Genomic DNA, 18,867 nt, shown 5'->3' on the forward strand with positions numbered 1-18,867 from the left:
GCGGTGGTGAAGTTATGCTGGCACGCGCGTTTCCCCGAGATTCGTCAAATTTTTCTTCGGAGCTGAGAATTTCTTGGGTTTTCGAGTGAAAGTCGACAGTCCGCTGTCGGCCCATCAACCGACATCACTGACGTCAAGCGAGCTCTATCGAAGGAAGTCTCATTATTGCTATTGCGAATTAATCGCAGAAAGGTTAGGCAGCGGCAAATCTCAAGGGAGCTTTGAATGTACCGCTATCTGGCCGGCGCGCTTGCGCTGGCACCGCTTTCGCCCGCCTTTGCCCAAACCACCGATCCTGCAAGAGCGACATCTTCCGACACAGATGGTGAGGATACGATTGTCGTCACCGCCGCTCGAACGCAGCTCCCAGCCAGCGCGCTACCATTGACCGTAGACATTATCGATCGCGAAGCGCTTGAAAGGCAGGTCCTAGTTTCTGGCTCGACGGTCGACGCAGTCTCCGCGCTGTTGCCGTCTTTTTCTCCGACGCGGGAGAAGCTGTCCGGTTCGGGGGAAAGTCTGCGTGGCCGTGCGCCGCTTTACGCGATCAACAGCATTCCACAGTCTACGCCTGTCCGAGATGGTTCGCGCGACGGCTACACGATTGACCCGTTCTTCATTGATCGCGTTGAGGTCATTTACGGTTCGAATGCACTTCAGGGGATCGGAGCGACAGGTGGCGTGGTGAACCAGATAACAGTCGGCGCTCCCCGCAAAGACGGTATCTCCTTCCGTACCCTCTCGCAGGTTACACTTCCCGATGGCTTCGATGGCGAAGGTATTGGCGCGAAAACAGGCGCGTTTGTCGGCTATCGTGCCGGACCGCTCGACGCCAGCTTTGGTGCCACGCTCGAGAAACGTGGAGCGTTCTTCGATGGCTCGGGAAATCGCATCGGGGTCGATGGCACACAGGGCGAGATTCAGGACAGCGACAGCTGGTCAGTCTTCGGTCGCCTCGGCTACGATCTCGCTAACGGTGCCCGTTTTGAGGTTGTCGCAAACAGGTTCGAACTCGAAGGCAATGCCAATTATGTTTCCGTTTCCGGCGATCGCTCGGCCAACCTTCCATCGACCAGTGAACGTGGCGAAACGCCGGGTGCGCCGCCCTCGAACACTGCCGAGCTTGTTTCTGCATCATTGACCGATCCCGACCTCGCCGGCGGCACCTTCGTGTTGCAGGGCTTCTATAGCCGCACCAGCGACGTCTTCGGTGGCGGGGTATTCGGGACATTTCAGGATCCAGCCATCGATCCCAGCGGCACCCTCTTCGATCAATCGGCCAACCGGTCGCGCAAACTCGGCGCGAAGGTAAGCTACGAACGTGCACTTCCGGGTTTTGAAGACCTAGTCCTGACAGCCGGTTTTGATGCGCTCTTTGACCGAACGGCACAGTCTCTCGTGCAAACCGACCGCGTTTGGGTGCCACAGAGTGATTTTCGGAGCCTGGCTCCCTTCCTTCAGGGCAATCTGGCCTTGGCTGATGGACTAGTGCGTCTGGCAGGCGGTCTTCGTTACGAGAATGTCGAACTCAATGTCGGTGATTTCACGACGCTCGCCAGCTACGGATCCGTGGATGTCGAAGGTGGCTCACCATCGTTCGACGATGTGCTCTTGAATGGCGGTGTTATCATCGAGCCAGTCGATGGACTCCGGGCCTACGGAAGTTACGCCGAAGGTTTCACCATTGCCGATGTCGGCCGCATCCTGCGAGGGATAACCCAGCCGGGCGTCGACGTCGACGCCTTCCTTTCCCTTGAGCCGGTGGTTTCGAACAACCGCGAGTTGGGACTCGAATGGGACGAGGGCGCCCTGAAGGCTTCGGCCAGTTACTTCTGGTCGTCGAGCGACTTCGGTTCGCTACTCGTCCTGCGCAACGATGTATTCGAAGTCGAGCGTCAGCCGATCGAGATCGAAGGCTTCGAAGCAAGTCTTGCATGGCAGACGCCGATTAGCGGCCTTTCCCTGAGCGGGGGCTACGCGACGCTTGAGGGGCAAACGGATGCGGACGCCGATGGCCTCGTCGACGAAGATCTCGACGGCGCGAACATGTCGCCCCACCGGGTGAGTTTGGCAGCCGATTACACCTCGGGACGCTTTAGCGCTCGGGCGCAGGCGCGTATGTATCTCGAGCGCGAGTTCAACGACGCTTCGACGGCTACCGATTTCGAAGGCTATACGCTGCTCGATGCATTCGTTTCGTATCGTGCGGACTTCGGAGAAATCTCGCTGGCCGCCCAGAACCTGACCGACGAATTCTACGTCACCTACGACAGCGATACGGTCCGGGTAACCGACAACAGCCGCTTCTACTCCGGTCGCGGGCGAACCTTGACCTTGAGCCTACGCAGCGAATTCTGATGCGGCTGCTGTCGCTTCTGCATCGCTGGACAGGCGGCCTGGTCGGCTTGGTTCTGGCTGTGATCGGCCTGTCCGGAACCGTTCTCCTGTGGGAAGACAGCTGGATCCTGCTGGACGGTGCCAACGACGCACCGGCCAGCAGCCCTACCGAACTGGGCAGGGCGATTGAAGTTGCCATTGAAACCGCGCCAGGCCTGTCCCGCGTTACCTTCGCCGGCGAAGAGATTGGATTACACCAGGCGATCTATTCCGACGGGAGCGGTGCGTACATCGCACAAGATGGGACCGTTATCGATCGCTGGTCAGGGAACTGGGAGCGACCGGAACTGTGGTTGTTCGACCTGCATCACTACCTACTGATGGGAGAAGTAGGAAAAACCATAACCGGAGTTTTGGGGCTGCTGATGTTGGCGTTTACTATCACCGGGGCGATCCTGTGGTGGCGTACCAGAAAGACGTTCCGACTCCGCCTATGGCCGGCGCGCTACACCGCTAGCGCAATCGTAAGGCATCATCGCGATCTGGGCGTGGTCACATCGCCTTTGCTGCTCATCGTCGCTGCCACTGGCACGATGATGGTGTTCCCGGCGATCTCTTCCGTGTTGCTCTTACCGATTGCGACTTCCGATGCCAAACGCGAGCTCCCGACTGACCTCGCATCAGGCAGCGAAAATACTGATTGGGCCGTTGTCATGGCCAACGCTCAATCGGCTTATCCTTCGGCCGCCGCCCGTCGATTGATGATGCCTGCAGCGCCTGGCGAACCGATTGCCATCCGTTTCCGGCAGGACTTCGAATGGACGCCGAACGGTCGAAGCTATGCATGGGTCGCGCCAGAGAGTGGAGCAATCGTTGCCAAAGATGATCCGGCGATGGGCAACACGGCTTCTGCAGTTGTCGAGAAATTCTACCCGATACACGCGGCGAAGGTTGGTGGTTTCCTTTGGCGAATTGCAATGACCTTCGCAGGCTTGGCTCTGGTGCTCCTCGGTCTCTTCGCGAGCTGGTCTTTCTGGATCGGTAAATTCACCAGTCGCTCGCCGAATGCCCTGAGCCCAAAGACGGCGAATTAGGTCGACCCGAAGCTCTGCAACTCCGATGTCCGCTTTGGGCATTTCTGGAGCCAATTCCGGTCAGTCCGATAACGGCCCAAATTCTGACATGAAAAAGGCGGTCCGTCCCAATTGGGACGGACCGCCCACCGAGCGACCTCGACCTGTCAGGAGGGGTCAGGCAGCCTGCTCGGCAATCTCGTCAGTCGCGTCGTCGCTGACCGTTTCGTCGGCTTCGTCATCAATCGACGCATCTTCCTCGAGATCGGCTAGAACGTCAGCATTGATGAACCGCATGATTGCCGGAACCCAGGCCTGCGCCCGTTCCTTGACATCGGGCTCGCCGATAAAGTTGCCGGAGAATATACGTTCGGCAGCGCTCGCCAGTTCGGCTTTCTTCGATGCAGCATAGCGACTGACCAGCTCCGGACCACCGGCCGCATCGAGCGCTTCGAGCGTGCGAGCCTTGGCCACCCGGTCGAAGTAATTCGCCGCCGTGGGACGCCACCAATGCGCGGTCTCGATTTCGAGGAGCGAGCCGAGCGCCTCGTGCATCGGCACCGAGCGCTCGCCTTCGCAGGCAAGGCTGGCAACAATCGTGCGCGAGACGACATGGCCGAGCCAAGCCGAACGCGCCTCGTCGGACAGCGCCCGGAACCTGGCGAACCGCTCGACGTCGCTTGTCCCAGCACGCCAGCTTTCATCGAGCGAACCGGCGAACTCCGCCAGAGCAGCACTTGCTGGTGCATCCTTGGCCTCGAACCCGTTGACCGGGCCGGATGCAACCGAACCGACCAGCGTCGAGGCCTTCTTGGCGCGCCAGTCATGGCCATCAGCATCGGCAAGCGTGAAGACCATGAAATCGAGCGCCAGTGCCGGATCGTTGGCGAGATGGATCGCCAGGATGTCGCGGCGCTGCATAGCGAGCTCATCGAGCAAGCGCTGCGACAACGTGCTGCCCTTAGGCTTCGCCGCGCCGCATTCCTCGACGGCCTCGACCACGCCTTCGTCGGCGATGACCTCGGTCTCGGTATAGAACTGCGGGACCAGGGTCGGCTCGCCATTGCGCGAGAGGACGAGGAAGGCGCCAGCTTCGGCCTTCAGCTCGTCAGCGAGTACCGGCGGCCGGTCATTGAGTGCGCGCATGGCGCGGTCAATCACCACGAGCTCCTGTTCGGCCTTGGCGACCTCGTCCTCGTCGCTGTTGTCGTCTTCGAGCACCGCGGCGACGCGGTCGTAGTCAGCCTCGAGTTCGCCGAGTTCCTGTGTTTCCTGTTCGGTCATCGGCGCAGGCTCGCAGGGCAGACGGCTCAGACCTTCAACAAGGTCATGGCTGACATAGGTGCCAAGGGTCGGGCGCACCCAGGCAAGGCCATATTCGATCGCGGCCTTTCCTGCGGCTTCTTCCATGGCCTTGTGCGCGAGATCCTCGAGCAGCGCGACATCGATCCAGCTTTCACTGGCGTCATCGTCGAACAGTTCGCGTTCGATCCGGCCGCCTGCGGCGAGGTAGGCATCGCGTCCGACGAGCACGGCTCGCGGATCCGAACCGCGCACCGTGGCATCAAGCACCATGCGGCGGATCGTGTCGGGCGTGCTCTGGTACCAGGCGTCCTGCAGTTCGGCATAGACATGCGCCTGGCGCTCGACATCTGAGATCGCGCCGTAGGCCTTGGCCATGTCGAGCGTGATCGTGCCTTCGGCGAGCGCTTCGAAGACGCAGGGCGCGAGACTTGCCAGGCGCAGACGTCCATCGACGAAACGGACGGTGAGGCCGAAGCGGCGCGCCACGTCTTCGGTGGTAGCCCCTGCCTCGATGATGGAAGCGAAGGCCTGCGCCTCGTCAGCCGGATTCATCGCGAGACGCTGGAAGTTCTCGGCAAGGCTGGCTTCGCGCACCTCGCTTTCCTCGCCTTCGATGACGAGGCAGGTAACTTCATGGCTTTCGGACAAGGTGCCCTCTTCAGCCAGCGCCTGTAGCGCGGCGAGACGGCGACCGCCGGCCTCGACCTCGAACTTGCCGCGCTTTCCTTTGCGCACGACGAGGTTTTGCAGCAGGCCGCGCGCGGCGATGTCTGCCCGCAGCTGGAGGTCGGCCAGCACGTCGCTCGACTTGCGAACGTTGCGCGGGCTCGGGACGAGCTTCTTCAAAGAAATCGACTGGATCATGGGTGTTCTCCTGATGGAATGAAGGCGCAGGTGAGGATCACGAGGCCCACAAGCCCACAGGGCTCCCTCCACTCTCATTCTGAGATTGGGGTCTGCCCGAGGGATCAGGCGGCGAGCGCGGGGAGGACCGACGAGGCTTTCGACGCCGGGACGAACAGGCGCGTGCGGTAGCGGATGATCTCGGTGAAGCAGCCCTTGTTCTTGTACCAGTCGAGCCGATCGGGGGAGAAGCCGATCAGTTCAAGGCGCTGTTCGCCGCCGACCAGCGAGCGCTTCACGGTAAGTGGATCGTGGCTCGCAAGGCCCAGCGGTTTGCCGCTTGTGAGGACGAGGTCGCCGATCTGGTCAGGTGCTGGTCCGCCGACCCCGGTCAGCCCGAAGGTCTCGGCGATTGCTGCGAGATCGATATCGAGGACTTCGCGGCCGATGATCGACTGGCCGTTTTCGGCCACGAGACGGGTAACGCGAACATGATCGCCAGGCAGGCGCTTCCAGACCGGAAGCAGCAGTCCGGTCGCGAGATGGACGCGCTCGGTCACCGGTGAAGCGGCGGCCTCCTCTTCCTCAGTAACCCAGGCGCTGGTGAACGCGGTGACGCCCACTTCTTCCCAGTGGCTCTCTGCGAGTGCTTCCAGTGTCCAGTTCGCGGATTTGAGCGGTCGCAGCAGACGCCGGCGTTCGATCACTGCCCCGTCGTCGGCGATGAGGCGTCGGGCTGGAACCGACAGCGCGACCTTGCCCGAGCGCGCATTGCGCAAGGGGATCGCGTGTGGGCTACCGATTTCGTGCATTCGTACGAGGCGCTGCAATCGCAGAGGCCGAAGGTGCCTGACCACCTCGAGCGAGACGAGGCGGGTTTCTGCTCCGGTCACGGGGTCGGTTCGCAGGAGTTCATCGGCCATGACCGTGAAGCGATCGACCCTGACAGTTTCCAGTCCCTGGTCGAGCGTCCCGGCCTCGCGCGCGGCTTCGATCCGCGCTTCGACGAGGCCGAGATACTCATCGAAGATCGCGTTCTGGAGCGCGATCGGCAGGGCGAGTATGCGGTTGAGCCAGCGCTGGATTGTCGGGAGATTATCGGTCAGCCCGCCATCGGGGTTTTCGAGCCGGAGGCCCGTGCGCTCCACGAAGTTCCCGAAGCTCGTGGCTTCGAGCTTGCCGTCATAGAGGAGCTGGAACCAGCGGCTGAGCGCGTCGCGCGCATAGTGGCTTTCGAGATTGTCGGCCGGGTCGAACAGGTTCTGTCCGCCGGTCTGGCGCTGGCCGCGCGTAAGCGCGCCCAGTGCATCGAGCCTGCGCGCAATGGTTGAGATGAAGCGACGCTCACCCTTCACGTCGGTCGTCACCGGCCGGAACAGCGGAGCCGAGGCCTGGTTGGTGCGGTTGGTACGGCCAAGACCCTGGATGGCGTTGTCGGCGCGCCAGCCCGGCTCGAGCAGGAAATGAACCCGGCGCTGCTGGTTTCTGCAGCCAAGGTCGGCATGGTAGGAACGCCCCGTGCCGCCGGCATCCGAGAAGACCAGGATGCGCTTGGTCCCTTCCATGAAGCTTTGCGCTTCGGCAACATTGGCACTCGGGCTACGCCGTTCGAGGCGTTGCTGACCATCGCGTCCCATCACCAACCTGCGGGTCCGGCCCGTAACCTCGGCGACGGCCTCGGTTCCGAAGTGCTCGATGATCGCGTCGAGCGCGGTAGCAATGGGCGGCAGCGCGCATAGCTGTTCGATCAACGTGTCGCGCGCCGCCACGGCGCGCGGGCAAAAGACGGGATTGCCCTCCCCGTCACTCATCGCCTCGGAGCGAAGATTGCCGTCCTCGTCGGCGAAGACCTGCATCAATCGTACCGGGAAGCTCTTGGAAAGGTAGTCGATGACATATTCTTTGCAGTCGCAGTTTATGTCGAGCGTCGCAGCCGGAGGCGCGGGATTGCGTCGGTTCGTCATGATTTTACTCCAGATAATTGTGCGGTTGGGGCAGCGTGGCCGAAGGCTATGCCCGCTTGCGGACGTCGTTGAGCATGGCGATCAGAGTGTCTGACGGCGGCTTGAAGCGTCCAGGGCTGATTTCCGGCCCGCCATGCGCAGCCAAAATCCGCAGCTTCTCCTCTGAATCGGCGCGCAGATATGTTTCGGTGCTCTGGATGCTGGCATGTCCAAGCCATAGTGCGACCTTGCGAATATCGCCTGTCGCTGCGAGCGTGTGCATCGCGCAGGAATGACGGCTGCTTCTTTGCTGCCGCGTTGACATGTTTGGCGAGACGGAATGCGAAGCCATCGCGGGTGATGGGCTGCCCGTTCGCGTTGAGAAATACCTCGGCGACCTCAGTCTCAGGACGGATGACAAGCCATGCGCGGAGTGCGGACTGGGTCTCTTTCCATAGCGGCAAGACCCGCTCGCGACGGCCTTTACCCATGATGTGGACCGTCGAGAGCGATCGATCCGGGAAATCGCGCAGTTGCAGCGACACGAGTTCCGATACCCGAAGCCCCGCTGCATAGGTCAAGTGCAGCATAGCGCGATCGCGCGTACCGAGCCGTGTCCGAGGATCGGGCGCGTCGAGTAATGCCTTGATCTCGGCCCGGTCGAGATAATCGATCAGCGTCTTGTTTGCCTTCTTGCTGGGGATCGATCGAACCCGAAGCGCCTGGTCAAGACACGCCGGAACCCGATACTCGATGTACCGGAAGAAGGATCTGATCGCAGCGAGCCTGCCATTGCGGGTCCGCACACAGCTGCCGCGCTCGACCTCGACATGGCCGAGAAAGGCCATGATCATGTCGGTGCCGAAATCCTCGATCTCGAGATCGGTCGGTCGACGCTTCAGCCGATCGGATGCGAACCGGACCAGCAGGACGAAGCAGTTGGCATAGGTCTTCACCGTATGCGGGCTTACGGCGCGTTCCCGCGGCAGATGTTCGCGCAGGAAGGCTGTGAGATGGGGAGCAAGCGCCGTCATGCCGCTTCTCCCAGATACAGATCCTCGCTCGCGGCAGCGATGTCGCGCAGCAGCACTGGCGTGGCTTCGAGATACCAGTAGGTGTTGGCGACCGAGGTGTGACCGAGATAGACACTGAGCGCGGCCATGTGATGCGTCACGGCGTCCCGGTCCGGCGAGCAGGACTCGAGCGAGCGTACGGCGAAGGTATGCCGCAAATCGTGAAGCCGCATACCTGCAGTCCCGGTTGGTCCACGATATCCGAGCTGTCGCGCCAGCCTGACGAACACGACGTGGGCGCGGACCTTATGGGGTGCTCTTCCCCGGATCGTCACGAACAGATCGTTGCCCGTGGCACCGAGCCTTGCCCGGGTTGCGAGATAGGCCTCGAGAGCCTGACGGATTGATGGCTGCAAGGCGATTAGGCGCTGCTTGCCGAACTTGCCGTCGCGGACGATCAGACCGTCTTCGACCAGATCGTCGCACTGTAGTGCTAGAGCTTCGGAAATCCTCAGACCGGTCGCCGCCAGCAGACCGAACAGGTAATGATAGGTGAAGGGACTGATCATGCCCTTGGGCGGAAGATCGAGCGCCGCCTTCATGATCGCCCGGACCTGTTCCGGTTGGATGATGTGCGGCGTTGGTCGCGGACGCTTCCCCCGGCCAAACACACCGGCGGGCGGAACCTGGTTGGCTGGATCCTCGGCATGGGCAAACAAGCAGAAGTTGCGCACGAAAGTGAAGCCGGTCCGCGCGGTGTTCTGCGAAGTCGTCGCTCGGCACCAGTCGTAGATGCGGTCGATACGGGTGTGGCTGTCTCCGAAGCCAGTCGCGTAGGTGCCGAACTTGCGAAGCAGGCGCTCCTGCTCGAAAAATTTGCGACCGAGGCTGCGATGCAAAGCGACGTACCGCGAAATCTGTGCGTTTATCATGACAGGTCTCCGGGCCAGGGTTGTGCGATCTTCAAGAGCATCGGCAGATCGGTCTTGGCGTAAATGGCGGTGGTCTCGGGCGAGCTGTGGCGCAGGATGGTCCCGATGGACTCCAGGCCTGCACCAGAGCGCAGCATGTTGGTTGCAAGCGAATGCCGGAATATGTGCGATCCGGTCGGCAGACCTTCGATCCCGCCGCGCTCGAGTGTGCGTGCAACGATGCCGGCGATCTCGGCTGACGAACTGAATGGCCGGAACGGGGCTTGCGAACGCAAGAACAGGTGCGCTTCGATGGCCGTCGGGCGGGCCGCAGCAAGATATGCCAGGATCGCGTCGCCAACACCCTGTGGCAATGGCAAACGATCCGGTCGACGCGTCTTGCCCTTGACCTTCAGATGGCCGGATCGCCAATCGATATCGTCGAGACGCATATCCCGAATATCTCCTGCTCGCAGGCCAAGTCTGGCAAGCAGGAGAATGATCGCCTTATCCCGAACTTCCACCGGCCGACCTGTCGGGCAGGCTGCAATGATCCTCTCGATCGTTGCCGGGTCGATGTAGCGCGGCAATGCCGAAAGCCGGTATCTCCGTACGGAAGGCATTGCGTGCAGCAGCGCTGGGCGGCATTGGCCTCGGCCAATAAGAAACCGAAGATAGCTCCTCATGATCGTGGCGAGCAGCGAAGCCGATCCCGGGATCTCTTTGCTGCGACGCTCGAACGCATCTCGCAGAGTGGCAGCATCCCATTGTGCCGGCGCGCCGAGCATGGGCATCAGCCGCTCAATCTCTGCCCGGTATCGCCGGATCGTCTCGTCGGTCACGCCTCGATCCTGCCTGAGCCAACCGACATATGCCGCGACCTGCGGATCTTCGACCACCTTCACCGCGACCGGAGCGATGGCGCGCCGATCACGAAGAAACTCAACGAAGTGCCGTGTGCAACGCCGCCGTCGCTTCCTGCCGGAAGTGGTCAGCTTGCCGCGCTTGCGGAAAACCGGGCACCGACAATCGTGATCGGCATACTGTTTGGTGACCGTGTCATCGACATCGGTCCATGGACATCGCGATACCCGCAGCCAGGCCGCGAAGTGCTCCGCCTCTGAACGGTAGGCTCGCGCCACCCCCTTCGCGAGTTGGAGGCCATCGATCATATGCGAATAGTCAGCAAGATGACGCCCGAGATCGTAAATCCCATCGGCTACGTCGATGTAACCCTGGTCTTCGAGAAACCGGACAAAGCGCCTGACACGCGCCGCAAGATCGGCCTTGTAGGCTGTCGCTTGCGCTGAATACCTTGGGCACCGGCATCGATGCTGCTCAAAACGGCGCACGATGCGATCATCAACCGTCCCGAGCGCAATCCCGCGTAGTCCCAGCCAACACAGAAAATGGCGGATCGCTGCGCTGTACAGGACCGCACAGGCGGTTCCCTCTTCAACCGACAGAGAGGAGAGGAATGCACTGAATAGGGCGTTAGTACTGGGCGGCTCTCCAACCCTGCTTGGTGCAGGCTGAAACGACACAAATGATCTTGTTGGCATGGTGGTTCCTTCGACATGTTGAGGTCGAAGGACCGGTAATTATCTGGAGTAAAATCATGACGAACCGACGCAATCCCGCGCCTCCGGCTGCGACGCTCGACATAAACTGCGACTGCAAAGAATATGTCTAATGCTGAGCTCAGCATTAGACGTATTCACGCGGGGACAGATCGATATCGAGCGCTTCGCGCTCTTCCACGGTAAGGTCGGCAAGGCGTCGGTCGAGCATGGCCTCGGCGGTCGAGACCAGCTGCACGACAACCGAATGCTCTTCGCCAAGCGCTACTTCCATCGCGGGGATCAGGCTCGGCAATTTCATCGAGAGCAGGAGCTGGGCAAAGAAGCGCTGCTTGGTGCCTTCGAAGATCGACAGCGCCGCAGCCTTGGCATTGCGATTGAGCGTATCGCCGCTGTCCTCGTCGACCACGCGGGTTGCTTCGAGCGCAGCTTCGAGGTTGCGGTGAATGATCGCCCAGGCATCAGCATAGGCATCGTAGGCTCGGACCTGCGCTTCGGTCAGGCTGTGTTCGAGGATTTCGTACTCGACCCCTGCAAAGGACAGCGCACGGGCAAGGTAGAGTCCTTGGGCCTTGAGGTCGCGGGCGACGAGCTCCATCGCCGCGACGCCGCCAGCGCGGATCTCGGTCATGAACGCCTCGTGGGTCGGGAATGCGGTCTCGGGTCCCCACAGACCAAGCCGGGAGGTGTAGCCGAGGTTGGCGATATCCGAGGCGCCGGTGGCCGAAGCATAAAGCACGCGGGCGCGCGGGAGATGGTTCTGCAGCCTGAGGCCCGCCATCCCTTGTTCGGAGCCCTTGACCTTGCCGCGGGTTGAAGAGCCCCCGAGCGCATTAGCCATCGCATGGGCTTCGTCGAAAGCGATCACGCCGTCGAAATCCTCGCCCGCCCAGGCAAGGATCTGGTCGAGCCGCGTATCCTCGGCGCGGCCCGAGCGCAGCGTCGGATAGGTGACGAAGAGAATACCTTCGGACATCGTTACGGGCTGGCCGAGTTTCCAGCGCGAGAGCGGCTGGAGATCGAGCGACAGCCCGCCAAGCGCTTCCCAGTCGCGGCGTGCATCTTCGAGCAGCGCCTCGTTCTTGGTGATCCAGACATGTCGGCGCTCGCCTGCGAGCCAGCGATCCATGATGACCGCGGCGATCTGCCGTCCTTTGCCCGCTCCGGTTCCGTCGCCGAGGAAGAAGCCTTGGCGGTAGGAGTGTCCGTCCTCGGAGAGTTCCAGCGAGGTGCCTTCCTGGCTCACCTTGAACTGACCCGGAAGATCGCGCGCAAATGCCTGGGTAGCATAGACCAGTGTCTCGCATTGCGCTTCGGACAGCAGGCCATCGGCCTGCCAACATGCGGGAATGCGCGGGCAAACATCGGGCTGCGGTGCCGCGACCGAACCCATGGCGACCGATTCCACGAGCGGGGTGGGATGGACCGGAGCATCTTCGAAGGCGATGCGGCTGGGCCGGTAAGGCAGGTAGATGCCTGCCTGTTCGGGCACAGGCGCGGGGTCGGCGAGGACCGAATAGGCAAGGTCGATCGCATTCGCCGTGGCTGCTGGTGTCGCGGCGAACGGCGCCACCGGCCGAACCGGCGCGCTTTGGGCCGAGGTCTTGCCAACGAGGCGCACTGGCTTGCCGAGCGGCAGGCGATGGATGTTGGCGGAGGTCTGTACGCGTGGCGGAAGCGCAGTGATAAGCTCGTGGAGCGAGATGAGGTCGGCAGTATCTCCGGTGATCGCAGGCGAGGACGCAGTCGGCGTCTTGTCGAACACAACCAGGCGAACAGCGATCCCCGTCCCTGTCCGGCGGAACATCTGCTGCAGGCGAACATCGAGGAGCAGCGATGCTTCGTCCTGTTCCTTGGCGAAGGCGGAGGCGTCGAAGCCTTCAGGCATAATGGCGACGATCCTCGCCCGATTAGCAGCGGCCCGGATTGCACCGCGTAGGTGACGCATAGCGGTCTCACCGTCCTTGCCGCGTTCCTGGCTTCGGGCGAACGGCGGGTTCATCAGCACGACCGAAGGAACAGGGCCGCGAATCAGGTCGGCGATTAGTTCCCCGTCATGCGCGGTAATCGCGGCCGAAGGGAAGATGTGACCCAAGCTGTCTCGTCTCACAGGATCTATCTCGTTGAGGACCAACAAGGCGTTCCGAACGTTGCCCCACAGCGCAAGGGCACCATTGCCTGCGGACGGATCGAGTAGGGTGTCTTGCGCAGAGACAGCTGCGGCCTTCGCCATCAGCCAGGCCAGCATCGGCGGGGTCGAGAACTGCTGCAATTCGACCTGTGCTTCGCTGCGCACATGCCGCGGCGGCAAGGCAGCTTCGAGCCAGTCGAAGCGCGCTTCTGCTTCATGAACGTTGCTCGCCAGATCGATGCGCGAAGCTTCACGAAGCCAGAGCAGTGCGCCGATCTCGACCGCGTTGTTGTAGACGTCGATGGTCCAGGCGCTTCCCCAATCCATGACGCCGGTTTCCTCGGCGAACAGGTCGGAAATGTCGGCACGGGTTAGATGGCGTCCCGAGGCAAGAAGCGCGGCAATCCTGGCGCCAACAGTGTAAGCCGATGGCACTGTCGGCAACTGCTCGCCGGCGGGAAACAGGTCTGATTGAAACATGGCAATTCGTCCTCCTGATGAAGGCATCGGGACACGCCCTCTGCCGGATCAGGAATTCGAGAAGCCCTCTCTCCTCTACGGCGCCGCCTTGCGGCGTAGCCATGCTGTGAGTTCATCGTTCCAGTCGGTGTCGCGTGAGGATGGTTTGCGAATGTGGATCGTCCGTCCATCGCGGGCATACGCGGCCAGGCCACGCGACCCAGCCAGCTCGCCGCCCGCATCGTGATCGACGAAGAGGTGGAGTTCGGTCACGCTCTCGGGCACGCTGACGAGGCCGAAGCGCTCATTGCCCAGGGTCGCCCAGACGGGAATGCCGGTGAGAGCATAGGCCGACATCGCGCTCTCGATTCCCTCAGCAAGGCCGAGCTTGCCGGAAGCCGGAGCGAAGAGGCGGACAGCAGCTTCGCCGAGCGCGCCGAGCGCGCGCTTCGGTTTGTCGAAGTCGGCCTTGGAGTTGCCCGAAAGGAATGTGCGATGGATGGCGATCGGCCCCTCGTCGAGACTGACCGCCGCAATCATGGCCGGCAAAAAGCGGGTGCTTCCCTTTGGACCAAGCGGCGTTCGTGGATGGAAGCGCAGCGCCGGAGATGCCGCGAGGATGCCGCGGCTTTCAAGATATGCCTTTGCCGGACTGGCACGCAGTGGCTGTGCATCGCGCCAGATCCTCAGCGCTGCCGCCGAGGGTTTGCGCGTTCTGGTCTGCTCGGGACCTTCGGTAGTCGCAGAAGCTGAAAAAAGCGCCGGTGCCTCGAAACCTTCACGCGCCAGAGCAGCCAGCACGCTCTGCTGATCGCATCCCGCAAAACAGTGGAAGAGGATGGCATGTCGACCGAGCGACACACTCAGGGACGGCGTGCGGTCATCATGCGCAGGGCAGCAGGCCATGCCCTTTGTGTCGGACCATTTGCCCCCTCGCGATTCGCAAATGCGACGGGCGGTCTCGGCAAGCGACCGGTTGGGATGAGTTTGGACAGACAGGGACATGCGAGCTCCTCAGCATGCAAAGTGGCCCCCTCATCAGCGTTCCTCTCTTCTCCCGAAGGCAGGCATTCGCGGCTTTCCTACAGGCACATGTTCTTTTTATGTTCTCTTTCGATTCGAATCAATGGAGCACCACTCGAGATGACCCGCCTCAATCGTCGGACCGCGCTAGCGGTCGCCTGTCTGGGGATGATCGCGACCTCCTCCCAGCAAGTTCGCGCCCAGGATTTCACCTTGTTCGAGCACGCGATCGTTCCGCCGAAGACGGACCAGCAGCCGGCAAGGGAATATCTTCCTGCAATCTACCAGGCCGAGCCAGCAAACGTATCCTACCGGGAAGGCTTGTATATGGCGGCGATAGCCGAGGCTGAGCGCCGTTACGGGCTTCCGACCAACCTGCTTCGTGCTCTTATCTGGGCTGAGTCCCGCTTCAATCCGATGGCTGTTAGTCCAGCCGGTGCTGCCGGGCTGGCTCAGCTTATGCCGGCCACGGCGAGAGAACTGGGCGTCCGGAACCGTCATGACCCTCTTGCATCGATCAACGGTGGCGCCAGGTACCTTCGCGATATGTTGGACCGGTTCGACGCAGTCCACCTGGCCTTGGCTGCTTACAATGCTGGCCCAGGTGCCGTCTCCCGATCACGCGGCATTCCCAACAATGGTGAAACGCCGCAATATGTCCGGTCTGTGTTGGGACGTTGGCAAGCAATTGGTACTTACAATTGACGAAACCACCTGATTTCCGGCTATTGTCTGAAATCATGTGCCGGAATGAAGACGGACAACGCCAGTGAATGAGACCCCCGGTGAGCCGTTCGACTTTCGCATGGCGTTGAAGGCACAGAAGCGCCGGAAGCTAAGAAAGGAGATCGCGTTGGGTTTGGGAGCATTCGCGATCGTATTCGCTGGAGGGATGCTGGCACTCACCTGGCAAGTCCATGATGCCAGCCTTGCTAACGACGATCAGCAGCCTCAGGCTTTATTCCAGCAAGCGAGCTCCCCACAATTCGACATCTGCGGATCCATCCGGCGCACATGCGTCGTGGATGGAGATACTTTCTGGCTCGATGGCGTGAAGATCCGCATTGCCGACATCGACACTCCCGAGATCAGCCAGCCACGTTGCGACTATGAATACCAACTCGGCATGCGCGCGACGCATCGCCTTGTCGAACTGCTCAATGGCGGACCCTTTGAACTCAGAACCATCGGTAGCAGAGATGAGGATCAGTACGGCCGTAAACTGCGGGTCGTAACGCGCGGCGGCCGCTCGCTCGGCGATCAGCTGGTCAGCGAAGGGCTGGCGCGGACCTGGACCGGGAGACGCGAACCATGGTGTTGAACCGCGACCAGGAATTGTGGGCCGTCGCGCTCTGGGTCGAAAAGAACCATGGCGAAGAGGGAACCGCGTATATCGCGCAGCAAATCCAGCGGCTATCCAACGAAGGGGACGAGGCAGGCATAGCAACTTGGAAAACTGTTGCTGAGCGCTTCGATCAGCTTGGCTGGCAAAGCTCGACGAACTGAGGCTCGGCACAATGCGGAATTGGCTTCGAATCTGGGGCATCAGAATTGAGTTCGCCTTGCTGGCGTCAGTGTCCGTGGTGGGGCTGATCTTGAGCATTCAGTCCTGCACTGGCTGAGAAGAAATTCGTTCTTCCGATCAACCCTTCGCAAATTTTCCCATGATGACCTTTCCTCCTGTCCGGAGCTCATCGAGGTAGTCGCTCCACCATTGAGCCATGCGCACGCGCTCTTCCCAATGTTTGCCGCGATGGTAGATGCCACGCACAACATTGCTGTCGCCATGTGCCAGGGCACGCTCGATCGCATCGGGATTCCAAAGGCCCGACTCGTTCAGGAATGTCGATGCTGTCGCCCGGAGTCCATGCGCGGTGACTTCTTCCTTCGAATATCCCATGCGACGAAATGCGGCATTGAGCGTGTTTTCACTCATGGGACGCTTGGAGCTGCGCGCAGACGGGAAGACATATCCTTCGCGGCCGAGCATCTCGGCCAGGTCTGTGAGATAACCTCTAACTTGCTTGGACAGCGGGACGGCATGCGCTCGGCGCGCTTTCATTTTACCGGCAGGGATCTTCCAGACCCCATCGACCAGGTCGATCTCATGCCATTCGGCGTGGCGGAGTTCGCCGGGACGTACGAACACATGCGGCGCGATCTGCAAAGCAAACTTGGTCACCATGTAGCCAGTGAAGTCGTCGATTGCGCGCAGCAGCCCGCCTAGCTCGGTGGGCTCGAGGATTGCTGCATAATGCGTGGCTCTCGGCGTTACGAGAGCGCCCTTCAGCATACTGGTCGGATCGGATTTGCAGCGGGTGGTAGCGACACCGTAACGAAACACGCGGCCTGCGAACGAGCGGCATTTCTTCGCAGTCTCGTGCTTACCAGTGGCTTCCAGTCGTTTCAGAGGAGCCAGGACTTCGAACGGCTCGATCTCGTGGATGGGTCGGTTACCGATGGCAGGCGCAAGCTTGTCGAGGAAATAATTGGCCTTGACGATCGTGCCATCGGCGCGGCCATTCTGGACCATCATCTGCTCGATATATTCACGCGCGACTGCCTCGAACGTCTGTGCAGAAAGGAACTCGGCGCGGATTTTCCGCTTCCGCTTCTCAAAGGCCGGGTCGCCCCCAGAAGCAACAGCTCGTCGTGCCTCGTAGGCTGCGTCTCGGGCTTGCTTGAGGCTGATGTCAGGATAGCTGCCGATGCAGAGCTTCTTTTGCGCACCACCGATCCGGTATCGGAATCGCCAAAGCTTGCTGCCGGTCGGCGTGACCTCGACATATAGGCCGCGCTCATCGGTTACCTTGTACGGTTTGTCCTTGGGCTTGAGAGCGCGGAGGCGAGTATCTGTCAGCGGCATGTGGGGGCCTTTTCATCTGGGCCTTTGCGAAACGGCCTCAAAAGGCCCACAAAAGTGTCTGGAACCCCCGAGAACAGGCGGGACGATCCGGAACGATCCAAGGGCCAAATCCCTAGGATTTCTGCGGGTTTTATAGATTATTTGGGAGAACGTGAGAAGAACAAATGGTGCCCAGAAGAGGACTCGAACCTCCATGCCCTTGCGAGCGCCGCCGCCACCTGAAGACTGTGCGTCTACCAATTCCGCCACTTGGGAGCTGCGGATCAGGAGTCCGCACTCGTGGTAGGCGCGGGCCACTAGAAAAGGGGTGCGGGGCTTGTCGACGCTATTCGCATGCTTCTTATGCGCGGAACGCTTGCGGGCGCTGGCCGGTTGTGGCTAGGGGCGCACCCGACGATTCCTCCCTTGATTATCGAGACGATTCAGATGGCAAAAAGCGGCGCATTGAACGGCAAGACGGTGGCCCTGATGGGCGGCACCGGCTTTCTCGGCAACTACGTGGCCCAGGCGCTGCTGTCGCGCGGGGCGCGCCTCAGGATCTGCGGCCGCAACCCGCAGGCAGCCTTCAAGCTGAAGCCGCTCGCCAATCTCGGACAGCTGCAGTTTGCTAGGATGGATGCAACCGACCGCCGCAGTGTCGAGCAATGCATCAAAGGCGCCGATGCCGTGGTGAATCTCGTCGGCAGCTTCGACGGCGACCTTGCCAGGCTAATGGGCGAGGCCCCCGGCTGGATGGCCGAGGCCGCCAAGAAGACCGGCGCGATGAGCTTCGTGCATGTCAGCGCCATCGCGGCCGAGCCGGAGGAAGACTGGTCCAACGAATATGCCAGCGCCAAGCATATGGGCGAGCGCCGGGTGACCGAGGCGTTCAAGAACGCGACCATCGTCCGTCCCTCGATCATCTTCGGCAAGGACGACAATTTCCTCAATATGTTCGGCGAGCTGATTTCCAAGCTGCCGGTCCTGCCCGTTTTCGGTCCCGAGGCCGAACTGCAGCTCGTCTATGTCGACGATGTCGCCGAAGCGATCGCGCAGAGCGTGGAGAACCCCGGCAAGCATGGCGGCAAGACCTACGAGCTTGGTGGCCCCGAAAAGCTCTCTATGATAGAGATCAACCGGCGTATCGCGGACGCACAGCGCCGCAAACGCACCTTCCTTCCGATGCCCGATGGCGTCTCCGCGACCTTCGCCGCGCTCCCCGGCACGCCGATGGGCAGCGACCAGTGGGACCTCCTGAAGCAGGGCAATGTCGCGAGCGGCGACTATCCCGGATTCGAGAAGTTCGGAATCGAGCCCAAGCCGCTCGGCCTGTTCCTCGACAAGTGGATGACGCGCTTCCGCAAGCACGGACGCTTCGCCGAGCGGCTTAGCGCCTGATACGTG

At 61.4% G+C, this 18,867-nt stretch carries 12 protein-coding genes, 1 tRNA gene and 2 pseudogenes; 6 read left to right on the top strand and 9 right to left on the bottom strand.

All coding sequences use genetic code 11. The annotated features are described in order from the left end of the window. The first annotated feature begins 225 nt into the window (after positions 1-225). Both ED21_RS03665 and ED21_RS03670 read left to right on the top strand, forming a co-directional pair. Positions 226-2,358 carry a TonB-dependent receptor gene (locus ED21_RS03665; RefSeq protein ID WP_006832482.1) on the top strand — a complete coding sequence of 711 codons (2,133 nt, stop codon included), beginning with the start codon at positions 226-228 and terminating at the stop codon, positions 2,356-2,358. Then, a complete protein-coding gene (locus ED21_RS03670) occupies positions 2,358-3,431 on the top strand; it encodes a PepSY domain-containing protein (RefSeq protein WP_006832483.1) in 1,074 nt (357 codons plus the stop codon). Before ED21_RS03665 ends, ED21_RS03670 begins: the two co-directional genes overlap by 1 nt. 156 nt (positions 3,432-3,587) lie before the next feature. Here the strand turns inward: ED21_RS03670 and ED21_RS03675 are convergent, their stop codons facing one another. The 7 genes and pseudogenes from ED21_RS03675 to ED21_RS15015 form a co-directional block, all read right to left on the bottom strand. After that, complete coding sequence (locus tag ED21_RS03675; protein WP_006832484.1) at positions 3,588-5,579, bottom strand: ParB/RepB/Spo0J family partition protein; 1,992 nt, start codon at positions 5,577-5,579, stop codon at positions 3,588-3,590. Between the two features lie 104 nt (positions 5,580-5,683). Further along, a pseudogene (locus ED21_RS03680) lies at positions 5,684-7,483 on the bottom strand (strawberry notch C-terminal domain-containing protein); the annotation flags it as partial. Positions 7,484-7,568: 85 nt separating this feature from the next. Beyond that, positions 7,569-8,535, bottom strand: a pseudogene (locus ED21_RS03685) (tyrosine-type recombinase/integrase). Next, the gene (locus tag ED21_RS03690; protein WP_006832488.1) at positions 8,532-9,446 is read right to left on the bottom strand and encodes a tyrosine-type recombinase/integrase; all 915 of its coding nucleotides are present in this window, start codon (positions 9,444-9,446) and stop codon (positions 8,532-8,534) included. Before ED21_RS03690 ends, ED21_RS03685 begins: the two are co-directional and overlap by 4 nt. Beyond that, positions 9,443-10,987, bottom strand: a complete 1,545-nt coding sequence (locus ED21_RS03695; protein ID WP_034921381.1) for a tyrosine-type recombinase/integrase — start codon at positions 10,985-10,987, stop codon at positions 9,443-9,445. Before ED21_RS03695 ends, ED21_RS03690 begins: the two co-directional genes overlap by 4 nt. A gap of 145 nt (positions 10,988-11,132) precedes the next feature. Then, the gene (locus tag ED21_RS03700) at positions 11,133-13,616 is read right to left on the bottom strand and encodes a strawberry notch-like NTP hydrolase domain-containing protein (RefSeq protein ID WP_006832491.1); all 2,484 of its coding nucleotides are present in this window, start codon (positions 13,614-13,616) and stop codon (positions 11,133-11,135) included. A 75-nt stretch (positions 13,617-13,691) separates the two neighbouring features. Continuing rightward, positions 13,692-14,600, bottom strand: coding sequence for a toprim domain-containing protein (locus ED21_RS15015; RefSeq protein WP_156787280.1), 909 nt, complete (start codon positions 14,598-14,600; stop codon positions 13,692-13,694). 138 nt (positions 14,601-14,738) lie between these two features. On the opposite strand from ED21_RS15015, the gene ED21_RS03710 reads away from it, so the two are divergent. The 3 genes from ED21_RS03710 to ED21_RS03720 all read left to right on the top strand — a co-directional run bounded on the left by ED21_RS03710 (position 14,739) and on the right by ED21_RS03720 (position 16,124). Next, positions 14,739-15,323 (top strand): lytic transglycosylase domain-containing protein, encoded by a 585-nt coding sequence (locus ED21_RS03710; RefSeq protein WP_006832493.1) that lies wholly within the window; start codon positions 14,739-14,741, stop codon positions 15,321-15,323. A gap of 64 nt (positions 15,324-15,387) precedes the next feature. Then, entirely contained in the window at positions 15,388-15,939 is a 552-nt protein-coding gene (locus ED21_RS15750; protein ID WP_006832494.1) for a thermonuclease family protein, read from the top strand. Further along, on the top strand, positions 15,930-16,124 hold the full coding sequence (locus ED21_RS03720; protein WP_006832495.1) for a hypothetical protein: 195 nt from the start codon (positions 15,930-15,932) through the stop codon (positions 16,122-16,124). Before ED21_RS15750 ends, ED21_RS03720 begins: the two co-directional genes overlap by 10 nt. Positions 16,125-16,260: 136 nt before the next feature. Here ED21_RS03720 and ED21_RS03725 read toward each other — a convergent pair whose 3' ends face one another. Further along, positions 16,261-17,484 carry an integrase arm-type DNA-binding domain-containing protein gene (locus ED21_RS03725; protein ID WP_006832496.1) on the bottom strand — a complete coding sequence of 408 codons (1,224 nt, stop codon included), beginning with the start codon at positions 17,482-17,484 and terminating at the stop codon, positions 16,261-16,263. Positions 17,485-17,649: 165 nt separating this feature from the next. Beyond that, positions 17,650-17,733 (bottom strand) — tRNA-Leu (locus tag ED21_RS15320). 177 nt (positions 17,734-17,910) lie between these two features. On the opposite strand from ED21_RS15320, the gene ED21_RS03730 reads away from it, so the two are divergent. Then, positions 17,911-18,861, top strand: a complete 951-nt coding sequence (locus ED21_RS03730; RefSeq protein WP_034921526.1) for a complex I NDUFA9 subunit family protein — start codon at positions 17,911-17,913, stop codon at positions 18,859-18,861. The last annotated feature ends 6 nt before the right edge of the window (positions 18,862-18,867 follow it).

Source organism: Erythrobacter sp. SD-21 (assembly GCF_000181515.1).
GTDB lineage: Bacteria > Pseudomonadota > Alphaproteobacteria > Sphingomonadales > Sphingomonadaceae > Qipengyuania.